At 61.9% G+C, this 15,055-nt stretch carries 12 protein-coding genes; 7 read left to right on the top strand and 5 right to left on the bottom strand.

Annotation, left to right across the window (positions count from 1 at the left end; translation table 11 throughout):
- Nucleotides 1-58: 58 nt before the first annotated feature.
- Entirely contained in the window at nt 59-1,042 is a 984-nt protein-coding gene (gene meaB / locus ACP15V_RS16205) for a methylmalonyl Co-A mutase-associated GTPase MeaB (RefSeq protein WP_424944749.1), read from the bottom strand.
- Nucleotides 1,043-1,286: 244 nt separating this feature from the next.
- On the opposite strand from meaB, the gene hrpB reads away from it, so the two are divergent.
- The 3 genes from hrpB to ACP15V_RS16190 all read left to right on the top strand — a co-directional run bounded on the left by hrpB (nt 1,287) and on the right by ACP15V_RS16190 (nt 6,186).
- Nucleotides 1,287-3,737, top strand: a complete 2,451-nt coding sequence (gene hrpB / locus ACP15V_RS16200; protein WP_424944748.1) for an ATP-dependent helicase HrpB — start codon at nt 1,287-1,289, stop codon at nt 3,735-3,737.
- A gap of 261 nt (nt 3,738-3,998) precedes the next feature.
- Nucleotides 3,999-4,457 (top strand): NUDIX hydrolase, encoded by a 459-nt coding sequence (locus ACP15V_RS16195; protein WP_424944747.1) that lies wholly within the window; start codon nt 3,999-4,001, stop codon nt 4,455-4,457.
- Nucleotides 4,458-4,680: 223 nt separating this feature from the next.
- A complete protein-coding gene (locus ACP15V_RS16190) occupies nt 4,681-6,186 on the top strand; it encodes an inorganic phosphate transporter (protein WP_424944746.1) in 1,506 nt (501 codons plus the stop codon).
- A 183-nt stretch (nt 6,187-6,369) separates the two neighbouring features.
- Here ACP15V_RS16190 and ACP15V_RS16185 read toward each other — a convergent pair whose 3' ends face one another.
- The 3 genes from ACP15V_RS16185 to ACP15V_RS16175 all read right to left on the bottom strand — a co-directional run bounded on the left by ACP15V_RS16185 (nt 6,370) and on the right by ACP15V_RS16175 (nt 8,869).
- The gene (locus ACP15V_RS16185; RefSeq protein WP_424944745.1) at nt 6,370-6,600 is read right to left on the bottom strand and encodes a hypothetical protein; all 231 of its coding nucleotides are present in this window, start codon (nt 6,598-6,600) and stop codon (nt 6,370-6,372) included.
- Between the two features lie 140 nt (nt 6,601-6,740).
- Nucleotides 6,741-7,667 carry an ornithine carbamoyltransferase gene (gene argF / locus ACP15V_RS16180; protein WP_424944744.1) on the bottom strand — a complete coding sequence of 309 codons (927 nt, stop codon included), beginning with the start codon at nt 7,665-7,667 and terminating at the stop codon, nt 6,741-6,743.
- Nucleotides 7,664-8,869 (bottom strand): aspartate aminotransferase family protein, encoded by a 1,206-nt coding sequence (locus ACP15V_RS16175; protein WP_424944743.1) that lies wholly within the window; start codon nt 8,867-8,869, stop codon nt 7,664-7,666. The genes argF and ACP15V_RS16175 overlap by 4 nt, the downstream gene beginning before the upstream one ends.
- Before the next feature lie 288 nt (nt 8,870-9,157).
- Between ACP15V_RS16175 and ACP15V_RS16170 the strand changes: the two genes are divergently transcribed.
- The 3 genes from ACP15V_RS16170 to ACP15V_RS16160 all read left to right on the top strand — a co-directional run bounded on the left by ACP15V_RS16170 (nt 9,158) and on the right by ACP15V_RS16160 (nt 11,351).
- Nucleotides 9,158-10,051, top strand: coding sequence for a DMT family transporter (locus tag ACP15V_RS16170; RefSeq protein WP_424944742.1), 894 nt, complete (start codon nt 9,158-9,160; stop codon nt 10,049-10,051).
- Nucleotides 10,052-10,188: 137 nt separating this feature from the next.
- Nucleotides 10,189-10,779: a GcrA family cell cycle regulator gene (locus ACP15V_RS16165; protein ID WP_424944741.1), complete on the top strand. Its 591-nt coding sequence runs from the start codon at nt 10,189-10,191 to the stop codon at nt 10,777-10,779.
- Nucleotides 10,780-10,967: 188 nt separating this feature from the next.
- Nucleotides 10,968-11,351, top strand: a complete 384-nt coding sequence (locus ACP15V_RS16160) for a VOC family protein (protein WP_424944740.1) — start codon at nt 10,968-10,970, stop codon at nt 11,349-11,351.
- A 4-nt stretch (nt 11,352-11,355) separates the two neighbouring features.
- On the opposite strand, the gene ACP15V_RS16155 is transcribed toward ACP15V_RS16160, so the two are convergent.
- Nucleotides 11,356-13,584, bottom strand: a complete 2,229-nt coding sequence (locus ACP15V_RS16155; RefSeq protein WP_424944739.1) for a hypothetical protein — start codon at nt 13,582-13,584, stop codon at nt 11,356-11,358.
- Nucleotides 13,585-13,663: 79 nt separating this feature from the next.
- Between ACP15V_RS16155 and rimO the strand changes: the two genes are divergently transcribed.
- A complete protein-coding gene (gene rimO / locus ACP15V_RS16150; protein WP_424944738.1) occupies nt 13,664-15,055 on the top strand; it encodes a 30S ribosomal protein S12 methylthiotransferase RimO in 1,392 nt (463 codons plus the stop codon).

Below are 15,055 nucleotides of genomic sequence, written 5' to 3'. Positions count from 1 at the left end.
GCCCAAGCCTGTCGACCGAAGGGAGAAAAGGCGCGGGAGCAAACCCCTGTCTGGTTCTTCAGCCCATTTCGGTGCGGATATGGGCAATCATCTCTTCCGCGGCGCGGCTGGCCCCCACTTCACCGCGGGCCACCTGACCACCGAGCGTTGCAAGCCGGTCACGGATGTCGCCCTTTTGCAGCGCCGCGAGCAATCCCTGGCGCACGTCTTCTTCAAACCAATACCGCGCCTGTTCGGCACGGCGGGCTGACCAATGGCCGTTGGCGCGGCGCCAATCCGCCAAGGTTTGCATTTCGGTCCAGGCTTCGGGCAGGCCATCCTGGGTCACTGCCGACACCATCTGCGCCTTGGGGAACCCTTCGGGATCATAGGGGCGTTTGCGCAAAAGACGCAGCGCGCCTGCGTAATCGGCGCAGGTGCGCATGGCGGTTTGTTTCAGCGGTCCGTCGGCCTTGTTGACCAGGATGATGTCGGCGATTTCCATGATGCCGCGCTTCACCCCTTGCAGCTCGTCCCCACCGGCGGGCGCAATCAGCAAGAGGAACAGGTCGGACATATCGGCGACCATGGTTTCCGACTGGCCGACGCCCACGGTTTCGATCAGCACCACGTCAAAGCCCGCCGCTTCGCACAGGGCCACGGCCTCACGTGAGCGCCGGGCCACCCCGCCCATTTGTGCCTGCGAGGGGGACGGGCGGATGAAGGCGTTTTTCTGGCGCGAAAGCTGCTCCATCCGGGTTTTGTCGCCCAGGATCGACCCGCCAGAGCGGGCGGAGCTTGGGTCCACGGCCAGCACCGCGACCTTCAGGCCCTGGTCGATCAGGTACATGCCGAAGGCCTCGATAAAGGTGGATTTGCCCACGCCGGGCGTGCCCGACAGCCCCACCCGCAGCGCTTCGCGCCTCAAAGGGGCCAGGGTTTCCAGAAGCTGGGCGGCCTGCGCCCGGTGATCATCGCGCGCGCTTTCCACCAAGGTGATCGCCCGTGCCAAGGCCCGTCGTTCGCCTGCTGCCACGCGGTTTGCCAGATCCTGAATGTCCATGCCTGCTCTCCCGAATATTCGCGATTGAATAGCGGGGGGACGGGGCCACGTCCAGAGCGTTCGCGTGATGAGCGGTCGGGCCGTGGGGGCGCTGCCCCTCGCCTCTTCGCTGTACAGGGCTCCGCCCGTTCATCGGGCGAAACGATCCCCCAGATCGTTTCCGGGAAGCCCTCGAACCCCGAGGTATTTGGCGCAAGAAAAAGCAAGGGTGGACGCGCGCGAAAAGCTTGAGGATAAGGGGGGCATGACGGATCATTTGCCCATTCATGACGCCATTCCCGATCTGCTGGCCGCCTTGTCGACCGCAGGGCGCGCGGTGTTGATGGCCCCGCCCGGCGCGGGCAAGACCACGGTTGTGCCGCTGGAGATGTTGGCGGCGGGCGCCTATGAGGGGCGCTTGATCATGCTGGAGCCGCGCAGATTGGCGGCGCGCACTGCGGCCGAGCGCATGGCGCAGACTTTGGGCGAGCAAACGGGCGACACGGTGGGTTACCGCATCCGCGGCGAGGCGAAGGTGGGCAAGGCCACCCGGATCGAGGTGGTGACCGAGGGGATCCTGACCCGGATGCTGCAATCCGACCCGTCGCTGGAGGGTGTCGGCGCGGTGATTTTTGACGAATTTCATGAACGCTCCCTTGTGGCGGATCTGGGGCTGGCACTGACCTGGGAAGCGATGGGCGCCTTGCGCGACGATCTGAAACTGGTGGTGATGTCGGCCACGCTGGACGCCGATCCGGTGGCGAGACTGTTGGACGATGCGCCGATTGTGCGATCCGAAGGCCGCGCCTTTCCGGTGGAAACCCGGCATCTGGAGCGCCCGCTTTCGAAAGGCGCCATGGTGCCGGAGGCCACGGCCGATCTGGTGCTGGCCGCGCTTTCGGAAACCGAAGGCGGGGTTCTCGTCTTTCTGCCGGGCGAAGGGGAAATCCGCCGGTGTGAAGGGGTCTTAAAGGGGCGTCTGCCCGCAGATTGCCACCTGCATCCGCTGTTCGGCGCAATGGAGTTTTCCGCCCAGCGCGCCGCCATTCAACCCGCCAAGACAGGCCGCAAGATTGTGCTGGCGACGGCGATTGCCGAGACTTCACTGACCATTCAGGACATTCGCGTGGTGGTCGATGCGGGGCTGGCGCGCCGCGCTCGGTTTGACCCGGGGTCGGGCATGTCGCGGCTGGTCACGGAACGTGTGTCGAAGGCCGAAGCCACCCAGCGGCAGGGCCGTGCGGGGCGCGTGGCCCCCGGCACCTGTTACCGATTGTGGACCCGCGGCGAAGAAGGCGGTCTGCCCCCCTTCCCGCCTGCCGAAATTGAAACCGCCGATCTGGCACCGCTGGCCTTGGAACTGGCGATGTGGGGCAGCGCGGACGGGTCGGATTTGGCGTTTCTGACGCCGCCCAACCCGGGTGTTCTGCGCGAGGCGCAGGCGCTGCTTGCTGATCTTGGCGCGCTGGAGGGCGCAGGCCGCATCACCGATCACGGGCGGCAACTGGCCCGCCTGCCGATGCATCCACGCCTTGGGCATATGATGGTCACGGCGGGTCGTGCCGCAGCACCTCTGGCCGCACTTTGGGGCGACCGGGACCCGCTGCCGCGCGGGGTCGATCTGGATCTCTCGCTTCGGCTGGAGGCGATCCGCGACCCGAAATCCTTTGCCCAGCGCCGGGGGCTCGCGCCCAATCGCGGGGCCATTGAACGCATTCGGGCCGAAGCGAAACGCGTGGCGCGCATGGTGGGGAACGGCCCGGACCTGAGTGACGCTCAGATGGCCGCACTCGCCTATCCTGACCGCATCGGCCTGCGCCGCCCCGGCGATACGCCTCGGTTTGTTCTGTCGGGGGGCAAGGGCTGCGTGATGGACGAGGCGGCCTCGCTGGCCGGCACCCGCCTGATTGTTGTGACCGACACCGATGGCAACCCGCGCGAAGCGAAGATTCGCCAGGCGATCCAGATCAGCGAAAGTGAACTGCGCGATGTATTTGGCGACCAGATCACCTGGCATGATCACTGCGCCTGGTCGAAACGCGAGGGCCGGGTGGTGGCCCGGCGGCGCGAACAACTGGGGGCGGTGGTGCTGGATGACCGGGTCTGGAAAGACGCGCCCAAAGACGTGGTAGCGCGTGCGATGTTGGACGGGGTGCGCGACATGGGGCTGCGCCTCTCCGATGCGGCCAAACGATTCGTGGCCCGGGTGGAGCTGGTCCGCGACGGGGGCGACACACTGCCGGACATGACGGAACCGGCGCTGATGGACACGCTTGAGGACTGGCTGCTGCCGCACCTGACCGGTGTGAAAACCGCCGCCGACTGGAAGAAATTTGACGCGTTGGATGCCCTGCGCGCGCGGCTTGACTGGCCCCAGATGCAGATGCTCGACCGCGCGGCTCCCGCCCATTTCGAAACGCCGCTGGGCCGCAAGGTGCCGATTGATTATTCCGGCGATCATCCGGAAATCACCATCCGCCTGCAAGAACTCTTTGGCGTGACCCGCCACCCGATGGTGGGACGCACGCCGCTGCGTGTCACGCTTCTGTCACCCGGGCAAAAACCGGTGCAGACCACGATGGACATCCCCGGCTTTTGGGCCAGCTCTTATGCCGATGTGCGCAAGGACATGCGCGGGCGCTACCCGAAACACCCCTGGCCCGAGGACCCGACCCAGGCCGACCCAACCCTGCGCGCCAAACCGCGCAACCGATAGAACCATTCCCCGCCTTCCACCCCCTCTTTTCCTCTTGCCCAAAATACCTCGGGGTGAGAGCGCAGCTCGAGGGGCAGCGCCCCTTCCCCGCCCGGGCGGGGCCACCGACAGCGGGCTGAGGCGTAAGCCGAAGCCCCCCTGACCCTCTCTGCCACAGTCTGCGATAGGGTTGAATTCTATCCACAGACCCCTTATGTCCCCTTGATACGCAAAAAAATAAGTAAAAACGCCCACAGGCCCAAACCCTTATCGTCTCGAACCATGCCACCGATGCTGAAATACGCTTGGGAGGAATATGTCTCTCCCCTGATCCGCCGCCCGCGCCGCACGCAGGTGGCTGCGTTGTGCTATCGTGGCAAGGGAGATGACAAAGAGGTGCTGTTGATCACCTCGCGCGGGACCGGGCGCTGGATCCTGCCCAAGGGCTGGCCGATGGCCGATCTGCCCGCGCCTCAGGCCGCAGCCCAGGAAGCCTGGGAAGAGGCAGGCGTGAAGAAAGCTAAGCTCGACAAAACCCCAATTGGTGCCTTTTCCTATGACAAGGAACTGGATGACGGGGCGGTTGCCGCCTGCGAAGCCACGGTGTTTCCACTGAAGGTCAAGGAACTGACGGATGAGTTCCCCGAAGCGGACGAGCGCAACCGGCGCTGGGTGCGCCCGGAAGATGCCGCCGAGATGGTGAAAGAGCCGGGGCTGAAACGGCTCTTGCGCAATTTCTGATACCTTTTCCGGCGCTATCATTTTCGCTTCTGTCGCTGAGATGCGGCACTGGCAATTTGCCCTGCATGGCAATGTCCGAATCCCTTGCAATTGAGGCCCCAACCCGCTAGCGCAGCCGGTGAATGTAACGGCTGGGTTACGGTTTTGTAACGATGTCACAAAACCCGCCCTCCGGACGCACAGGCCAAAAATGAAATGGCCAGAGACGAGAGGAAACGGGGCCATGCCAGATACACCGCCCGAAACACCGCCCGAAACACCGAAGGGCAGCCAGTGGCACACGCTGGACAAGGATCTGAACAAGATCAGCCAGTTTGAGTATGCCGCGCAATATATCTCGCGCCCGTTGGTGGGCATGGGGGTTGCGCTGGCCTTCATCGTGATCGCCGCCCTCGGGGCTGCGCTTTTCTTTGGCCAGACGCCGACATCCTTCATCGTTGTCATGGCGGCGGCTTTTGGCGCCTATATGGCAATCAACATCGGTGCCAATGATGTGGCCAACAATATGGGGCCGGCGGTGGGCGCAAATGCGCTGACCATGGGCGGAGCCATTGTGATTGCGGCGCTATTTGAAAGCGCGGGCGCAATGTTGGCGGGCGGCGACGTGGTGTCGACCATTTCCAAAGGCATCATTGATCCGTCCGGTTTCTCTGATGTGCGGATCTTTGTCTGGGCGATGATGGCTGCGCTGATTTCATCTGCAATGTGGGTGAACCTGGCGACCTGGGTCGGTGCGCCGGTGTCCACGACCCACTCGGTTGTGGGGGGCGTGATGGGCGCGGGCATCGCGGCTGCGGGCTTTGCGTCCGTCAGCTGGCCGACCATGGGCAAAATCGCCGCCAGCTGGGTGATTTCCCCGGTGCTGGGGGGCGCGATTGCCGCGCTGTTTCTGGCCTTTATCAAGGCCAGGATCATCTATCAGGATGACAAGATTGCCGCCGCGAAACGCTGGGTGCCGGTGCTGATCGGCATCATGGCCGCAGCCTTCGGGGCCTATCTCGCGATCAAGGGCTTCAAACGCATCATCAAGATCGACCTGATCACCGCGCTGATGATCGGCGCCTTTGTGGGTGGCACCGCCTATGTGATCACCGCGCCGCTGATTGCCAAACAGGCCGAGGGGCTGGAGAACCGGACCAAATCGCTGAAGACGCTTTTTGGTCTGCCGCTGATTTTCTCGGCTGCGATGCTGTCTTTCGCCCATGGGGCCAATGACGTGGCCAACGCCGTTGGTCCGCTGGCCGCGATTGTGCACGCCGAAAGCGTGGGCGATTTCGCCGCCAAAGTGCCGATCCCGGTCTGGGTGATGGTGATCGGCGCCTTCGGGATTTCCTTTGGCCTGGTGCTCTTTGGCCCGAAGCTTATCCGTATGGTGGGCAGCCAGATCACCAAGCTCAATCCGATGCGCGCCTATTGCGTGGCGCTGTCGGCCGCGATCACCGTGATTGTCGCCAGCTGGCTGGGCCTGCCGGTCTCCTCGACCCATATCGCCGTGGGGGGTGTGTTTGGCGTGGGCTTTTACCGCGAATGGCATATGGAGCGCCGTCTGCGTGGCAACCGCGCCAAACGGCCCGAGGCCAAGCGCCTTCCGGCCGAGGAACGCCGCCGCCGCAAGCTGGTGCGCCGGTCGCATTTCATGACCATCGTCGCGGCCTGGGTGATCACCGTGCCCGCAGCCGCCCTGATGTCGGGTGTGATCTTCCTGATCCTGAACGCGCTGGTCGGCTAGAGCGAAATCGGTTTAATCCGCACCAGAGAGCATCAAAAATCGCGTTCGAAATCAGCATCTTGCTGATTGAGAGGCCGCGAATTTTGGTTCAGGTTTAACGATTTCTGCTTTAAAATCGGCCAGCAGCAAAAAACCAAAGCCGCGCCCTCCCGGCGCGGCTTTTTCATTGGCACCTGACCCGCTTTAGACCCGCGTGCCCGTCACCTGAAACCACACCGCCATCAGCAGCAAACCGATCACATAAAAGGTCAGCATGATCAGCACGACGAGCCCCGAAAGGCGCAACCGGCGCATCACCCAAAAGCGCGAATACACATCGCCAATGCAAATCGACCACATGGCCAGGACCGCAAGCACCAGCACAATCGGGCTGGTCATCGCGTGTAAAACAGGAGTGAAATGGGGGAAATCCATGGTTCTCCGGGAAAATTCTGATCTTTGGAAACTTGGCAGACACTCACACTCAACGTGCGGGCAGTTTGGCTAAAAAATGAGGCAAAAATATGGGCGGGATCGCAATAAGACCCCGCCCAGTGCATTTAATTGACCTAAAGTCACTTACCCAGACACCAGCGCATCACCGCCTTTTGCGCGTGCAGCCGGTTTTCCGCCTCGTCAAAGATCACCGATTGCGGCCCATCCATGACCGAATTGGTTACCTCTTCTTCGCGGTGGGCCGGCAGGCAGTGCATGAACAGCGCGTCCTCATTGGCCTGCCTCATCAGCGCGTCATTCACCTGATAGGGGCGCAAGAGGTTGTGGCGCCGTTCGCGGGCAGACGGCGCGTCATGCATGCTGACCCAGGTGTCGGTGACCACCAGATCCGCGCCCTGCACCGCCTTGGCCGGGTCGCGTTCAATCTCGACCTTCACGCCCGCCCGGCGCGCTTCGTCCACAAACACCTGCTCGGGGTCCAAAGGCTCCGGCCCGGTAAAGCTGATGTCAAAGCCGAACTTGCTGGCGGCATGCAGGAAAGAGGCAAAGACATTGTTGCCGTCGCCCGCCCAGACCACTTTCTTGCCTTCGATCGACCCGCGATGTTCCTCATAGGTCATGATGTCGGCCATGATCTGGCAGGGGTGTGACCGGTTGGTCAGCCCGTTGATCACCGGCACGTCGGCATATTCCGCCATCTCCAACAGCGTCGCCTCTTCGAAGGTGCGGATCATGATCAGATCCACGTAACGCGACAGAACCTTGGCGGTGTCGGCAACGGTTTCGCCATGGCCCAGCTGCATTTCGGACCCGGACAAAACCATGGTCTGCCCGCCCAGCTGGCGCACGCCCACATCGAAACTCACACGTGTCCGGGTTGAAGGCTTTTCAAAAATCAGCGCCACCATGTGGTCCTTCAGCGGCAGATCCGCATCCGGCGTGGCCTTGGGCAGGCCCTTGCGCGCCTGTTTCATGCCATGGGCCGTGGTCAGCATATCTTTCAGATCGGCAATATCGGTTTTGTTGATGTCAAGAAAATGGGTCATTTCGCCTGCTCCTTCTGGGCAGTTTTCTGTGCAACGTCCACGGCCTCGGCCGCCTGGGTCAGCCGCGTGATGGCGGCGGTGATGTCTTCGTCTTCGATGTTGAGCGCGGGCAAAAGGCGCAGCACGTTGTCGCCTGCGGGCACCACCAAAAGCGCGGCGTCATAACAGGCCGACAGCACATCGGTGTTGGGCGCCTTGCATTTGAGGCCCAGCATCAGGCCGGATCCGCGCACCTTTTCAAACACGTCTGGATGTGCCGCCACCAGCCCTTCGAGCTTCTGGCGCAAGAGCCCCGCCTTGCGGTTCACCTCCGCCAGAAACCCCGGCTCCGAGACGATCTCCAGCACTTTGTTCCCGACCGCTGAGGCCAGCGGGTTGCCGCCATAGGTCGACCCGTGGGTGCCTGCAACCATACCCGATGCAGCCTCTTCGGTGGCCAGAACCGCACCCAGCGGAAAGCCCCCGCCGATGCCCTTGGCGACCATCATGATGTCAGGTGTCACGCCCGCCCATTCATGGGCGAAAAGCTTGCCGGTCCGGCCGACACCGCATTGCACCTCGTCGAAAATCAGCAGGATGCCCGCCTCATCACAAAGCGCGCGGATCGCCTTGAGGTCAGCGTCCGCGACGGGGCGAATGCCGCCCTCGCCCTGCACCGGTTCGATGATCACGGCGGCGGTGGTATCAGAGATCGCAGCCTTGAGCGCGTCCAGATCGCCAAACGCAAGATGGGTAAAGCCGGGCAGCAAAGGCCCGAACCCGGCGGTAAGTTTTTCACCCCCGGCGGCGGCGATCCCGGCGGAGGACCGACCATGGAAGGACCCTTCAAAGCCAATGATCTCAACCCGATCATGCTGTCCTTTGTCATGCCAGTATTTGCGCGCCATCTTCACCGCCAATTCGCAGGCCTCGGTGCCGGAGTTGGTGAAAAACGCGGTGTCGGCAAAGGTCTTCTCGACCAGCGCATCGGCCAGCGCCTGCTGGCCGGGGATCTGGTACAGGTTTGACACATGCCACAGCTTTGCGGCCTGATTTGTGATCACCTCAACCAGTGCGGGGTGGGCATGGCCTAGTGCGTTCACCGCAATGCCCGCGCCCAGATCCAGGTATCGTTCGCCCCCATCCGTGACAAGCCAGCTGCCCTGGCCGCTTTCAAAGGCAAGGGGGACACGGTTGTAGGTCGGCAAAAGCGACGGGATCATGGGTCTATCCTTCTTGGATGCAAGAAAGCCCTTTGGTGCCGAAAGGCGGGGCTCAAGTCAACAATTTCAGTGGGTTTGGGGGGATGCGCCAATTTGGCGCGGGATCATAGGGACCGGGACGACAGGCCCGAAACGGGGTCAGCCGCGTCGGCGTCGGTCGGCGGCGCGAAGGCCAGAAAGGGTATGGGTCCGTTTGATCATGGGGGCGATGTAACTTGCGCGGCGCAAACTGTCCAGCGTTTTCACCTTCCCCTTTCGCCCGCCCCACCGTCGCGCTAGGGGATAGGGATGGAAACGCGCCAAAACCCCATCGCCGCCGCGGGATTTATCCTGTTGGCCTCGAGCCTGATTGCGGGCACCACCCTGCTGGCGAAGCTGGCGGGGCAGGATCATCTGGGGGAACCGCTGCACCCGCTGCAAATCAGCCATGGGCGGTTTCTGTTTGCCTTCATCGGGATCAGCCTCGCGGTCGGCATGTTGCGGCCCCGTTTCACCCGCCCGGCCATCGGGTTGCACGTGGCGCGCTCGGCCTCGGGCTGGCTGGGGATTTCGCTGATGTTTGCGGCGGTGACCTTTATTCCGCTGGCGGACGCGACGGCGATCAGCTTTCTGAACCCGATCATTGCGATGGTTCTGGCGATCCCGCTCTTGGGCGAACGGGTTGGTCCGTGGCGCTGGGCGGCGGCGGCGGTTGCCCTGATCGGGGCGGTGGTATTGATCCAACCCGGCACCGGGAGCTTTCATCCGGCCGCGCTGCTGGCCTTGGCCGCCGCCTTTGTCATGGGGTTTGAAATCACCCTGATCAAACGACTGACCGGGCGCGAGATCCCGTTGCAGATCCTGTGGTTCAACAACGCCATCGGCTGCACCATTGCCACAATCGCGGTGCTGTTTGTCTGGCAATCCCCCAGCACCGGGCAATGGATGGCGCTGGCCACCCTTGGCACAATGATGGCCACGGCGCAGGCCTGTTTCATTCAGGGCATGAAACGCGCGGATGCGAGTTTCGTGGCACCGTTCCAATATGCCACGCTGATTTTTGCAGGACTTTACGACTTTGTCGGCTTCTCGGCGGTCCCTGCTGCCACCAGTATTTTGGGGGCCGGGATCATCATCGCCGGCGGTGTCATCCTGGCCTGGCGTGAGGCCCACACGACACGGCCTGCCGCGCGCGCAAGCTAATGGCTTGTATCCCGCGCCGTGGTGACTAATATAAGCCTTCGTGAATTCACCGGGCCTGCCGCCCGGATTGATTATGAGCCTTCGGCTCAGAGCAATGCGAGCCTCCGGCTCGACCAGACCGAAAGACGGGAAGATACATGTCCTGGACCGACGAACGCGTTGAGATTCTGAAAAAGATGTGGGGCGAGGGGCAATCGGCCTCGGTGATCGCCAAGGAGTTGGGCGGCGTGACCCGCAACGCTGTGATCGGCAAGGTGCATCGCCTGGGCCTGTCGAACCGCACCGGTGGTGGTGGCAAGGCCGCGACCAAGGAAAAGGCAGCGCCGAAAGCGGCCGCCGCCCCCAAGCCCAAGGCAGCCCCAAAACCCAAGCCTGCGCCCAAAAAAGAGGCCGCGCCAGCCGCAGAAGCCCCGGCCCCCGCGGCCGAGAAACCGGCCGTGCCCGCGCGCAAACAGATCATCCCCGCAGGTCAGCCCCTGCCGCCGCAACCCTCCGCCAATGAGGTCAGCCCGGAAGCGCTGGCCAAGGTGAGCGAAGTGGAAAAGGGCGCCAAGAAACTGACCCTGATGGAGCTGACGGAGCGCACCTGCAAATGGCCAATCGGCGATCCGGCCACCGAAGAGTTCTGGTTCTGCGGCCTGCCGGTGCAACAGGGCAAACCCTATTGCGAAGCCCATGTGGGTGTGGCGTTCCAGCCGATGTCGTCGCGCCGCGACCGCAAGCGGTAAGCGACTTCAAGACGGATTTTGACAAAGGCGTGGGCAGGTCCCGCGCCTTTTTCATGTGCGGCATGTGGTGCGCGCGACGAGGGGGCGCTGCCCCTGCCTTCGGCCCCCCGAGGTATTTCTGGCAAGAAAAAAGCGAACCCGCCGAAAATATGCTATGATGCGAGGACGGATGGCAGAAGGAGCATCCCATGCAGCTTGGCACATTTTCCCTGTCGCTTGCGGTGAAGGATATCGCCGCGTCCCTGGCGTTTTATCAGGCGCTGGGGTTTCAGCAGATCGGCGGCGAGGTCGATCAGAACTGGGTCATTGTGCAAAATGGCGACACGGTGATTGGCCTGTTTCAGGGGATGTTTGAGAAAAACATGATGACGTTCAACCCCGGCTGGTCCGCGCCGGGGGTCAGCGCAGAAGAGTTCGACGACATCCGCACCATCCAGACCCTGCTGCAAGACGCGGGGATCACGCCCACCCGTCCGGTGGATCCCGACACAGATGGCCCTGACCACCTGCTGATCACCGACCCCGATGGCAACACGATCATGCTGGATCAGCACGTGCCGAAAGGGGGGTGAGCGTTCAGCGATCCTTGCGCCCGATCACACCCGTCACAACCGCGGCCCCCACGGCGGCAATCACCCAGCCCATCACCTGAATGGGCATGCGTGCGTAATACGCCACCTTACCCAGAAAACCCCGGTCCTTGGAAGGTGCCCAAGTGGTTTCCTGCCCCAAGGCATCCAAGGGAACAAACAGATCAATCGCATAGAGCACCGGGTGGAAGGTTTCATAATCCACCTGCATCCGGGTTTCCTGCCACAGCGACAGAGGCATCACGCAACTGCCCTTCGCCCCATTTGCACAGACCTGCGTACCGTCAAAGACGCGCGCCCAAGACGGGTGCTCTGACAAGAGTTGTTCCGGGTTCAACGCCCCATCCAAAATACCCTGCCACAGACCGGAGGCCAGGATCACATCCGAATTGGGCGCCATCTGCCCCGCGCTATAGGCGGCACCGTAGAGGAGGGTGGCGAAGAGGATTGTGCCAAGGGTCCAATAGAGCGCACGTGCCGGGTAGTGGCCGTAACCGAACAGCCAACGGAAGGCATAGTCAAACACGCCAAGCAGGTCCTGCCCGATCGAAGGCCAAGCCTTGCGCCACGTGCCATCCAATTTGGACGAGGCGGCCCAGCGCCGAATGCCCCATCCCCAACTTTCACGCCGGAACCGCACCCTTGCGGCCTCTCGGCGCAGACCCATCTTGTCATAGACGCGCGCGAGTTGGGTGAGCGGTTGGGGATTGTAGCGCAGCGGAATTCCGTTGCGATGCAGCGGAGCCCAAGTGTCAATCCGTGTTTCCACGGGAACACCCTCCTCCACCCGGCCATATTGCAACCCGTTTAATCTGACGTTTTTCACAACATCCCAAGACGCCGCATCGTCACGCAAAGATTCGAGCTTGGTGTCGGTCAGGTCAAACATGGCGATGTCACCTGTGACCCCATGGAAAAACAGCCCCGATCCAATTTGGGCGGCTTCAAGATCTAAACTCCCATCAAGTTGGGCATTGGCGATGCGAAAATTTCCGGTGATATGCGCTCGGGTAAAATCCACCATCCCCTTGGCTGAGAAGCCATCGCGCAGAAACACATCGGCGCCAATCACCGCAGTGTCACAATTTAGGGCGCATCCGTTCGTGTTCTCAAAGCTTCCCGTACTACAATCCAACTGCCCACCGATCTGCGCGCCGCCAAAGTTCACTTCCCCTTTGGCCGAGAAGCCATCTTTCAGAAACACATCCGTGCCAATCGTCGCCCCATTGCAGGTAAGGGCAGGCCCATCTTCGTTTTCAAAGCTACTCCCGCTGCAAGACAACTGCTTACCGATCTGCGCTCCGACAAGGTTTACTTCCCCTTTGGCCGAGAAGCCGTCTCTCAGAAACACATCCGTGCCAATCGTCGCCCCATTGCAGTCGAGGGCAGGATCGTCCGTGTTTTCAAAACGCCCCTCACTACAATCCAACTGCCCACCAATCTGCGCTCCGACAAGGTTCACTTCCCCTTTGGCCGAGAAGCCATCACGCAGAAACACACTACTACCAATCGTCGCCGTATTGCAGTTGAGGGCAGGCCCGTACTCGTTCTCAAAGCTCCCCTTACAGCAATCCAACTGCCCACCGATCTGCGCTCCAGCAAGGTCCACTTCCCCATTGGCTGAGAAGCCGCCGCTCAGAAACACATCCGTGCCAATCGTCGCCCCATTGCAGTCGAGGGCAAGCCCCTCCCTATTTTCAAAGCTTCCCCCATTGCAATCCAACTGCCCTCCGATCTGCGCTCCGCCGAGATTTACCCCACCCTGAATCTTGGTCTGTGCACGCAGCAAAACATTGTTTTGCACTTTGATGCGGTGCAGGTTTAAGCCGCTTTCAATCTGACAGTTCTGCAACAATAGACCACCTAGCGCGGCGTCTATGAAATCTGCACCTTCGGGTATATGGCAATCACCCAACGCCAGACCAAGCGTTGTGCTTTGGCATTCAAATCTCAATGGCCCTGTCAGACAAGCCCCGGCAAGCCGCACCCCTTCGGCGGTCGGGCGTGCGCCGTTCTGGCCATCACATCCGCCCAGCAGCAGATAGGTGATCAGCTCAGGCCGGACGTGGCGAGACCTATCTTCTGGATCCGGCAACTCAAATCTCCCGGCATGCGCAATTCCCGCCCGGCAATTCACCAGCAATTGCCGCTCCAACGCGGACCAGGGTTTGTCGCCTTTGATGTCCTGAATGCTCTTTTTAAATGTCTGAACCATACCCACTCTCCAATAGGGTGAACATGGCGGCAAAACTGCTGACTTTCAATACGTCATTGGGCGGGGTATACCGCGCGCCATGACTGATGCGATCAACCCTCCGAACCTGCGCCCTGACCTTGCCCCGAAAGCCCGGATCACCGATCCCGTGCGCGAGGGGCAGCCGAAGATTGGTATGGTCAGCCTGGGCTGCCCCAAGGCGCTGGTGGACAGCGAGCGGATCCTGACCCGGCTGCGCGCCGAAGGCTATGCGATCAGCCCGGATTACTCCGGCGCGGATGCGGTGATTGTGAACACCTGCGGGTTTCTGGACAGTGCGAAGGCCGAAAGCCTTGAGGCCATTGGCGAGGCGCTGAATGAAAACGGCAAGGTGATCGTGACCGGTTGCCTGGGGGCCGAGGAAGATTACATTCGCGGCACGCATCCCAGCGTTTTGGCGGTGACTGGCCCGCACCAATATGAACAGGTGCTGGATGCGGTGCATGGCGCGGTGGAACCCTCGCCCGATCCGTTTGTCGATCTGTTGCCGGCGTCCGGCGTGAAGCTGACCCCGCGCCATTACAGCTATCTGAAGATTTCGGAAGGCTGCAATCACAAGTGCAAATTTTGCATCATCCCGGATATGCGGGGCAAATTGGCATCGCGCCCGGCCCATGCGGTGGTGCGCGAGGCGGAGAAACTGGTCGAGGCGGGCGTCAAGGAGCTTCTGGTCATTTCGCAGGACACATCGGCCTATGGGGTGGACATCAAACACGCGGAAGAGCGGGGGCATCGGGCGCATATCACCGATCTGGCGCGTGACTTGGGGGCGCTTGGCGCGGGCCGCGATCTGTGGGTGCGGATGCATTACATCTATCCCTACCCGCATGTGCGCGAGCTGATCCCGCTGATGGCAGACGGTCTGATCCTGCCCTATCTGGATATTCCGTTCCAACACGCCCACCCCGATACCTTGAGGCGCATGGCGCGCCCCGCCGCCGCCGAACGCACGCTGGACCGGATCGCGGAATGGCGCGGGATTTGCCCGGATATTACGCTGCGGTCGACCTTTATCGTGGGGTATCCGGGGGAAACCGAGGCGGAATTCCAGACGCTTCTGGATTGGATGGACGAAGCGCAACTGGATCGGGTGGGCTGTTTTCAATATGAAAACGTCGAGGGCGCCCGGTCAAACGACCTGCCCGATCACGTGCCCGCCGAGGTCAAACAGGACCGGTGGGAGCGGTTCATGGAAAAGGCGCAGGCGATTTCCGAAGCAAAACTGGCCGCGAAAGTGGGTCAGGTGATGGATGTGATCGTGGATGACATCGACGAAGACGGCATCGCCACCTGCCGCACCAAGGCGGATGCACCGGAGATCGACGGCAACCTGTTTATCGACGAAGGCACCGAAGGGTTGAGTGTCGGGGACATCGTGTCGGTTGAGGTGGACGAGGCCGGGGAGTATGATTTGTGGGGGGCGTTGCGGTAA

The sequence above is a fragment of the Aliiroseovarius crassostreae genome (assembly GCF_049803815.1).
Taxonomy (GTDB): Bacteria; Pseudomonadota; Alphaproteobacteria; order Rhodobacterales; family Rhodobacteraceae; genus Aliiroseovarius; species Aliiroseovarius crassostreae_A.
The sequence above is the reverse complement of the archived record's forward strand: the minus strand, read 5'-3'. Positions and strand labels throughout refer to the sequence as shown.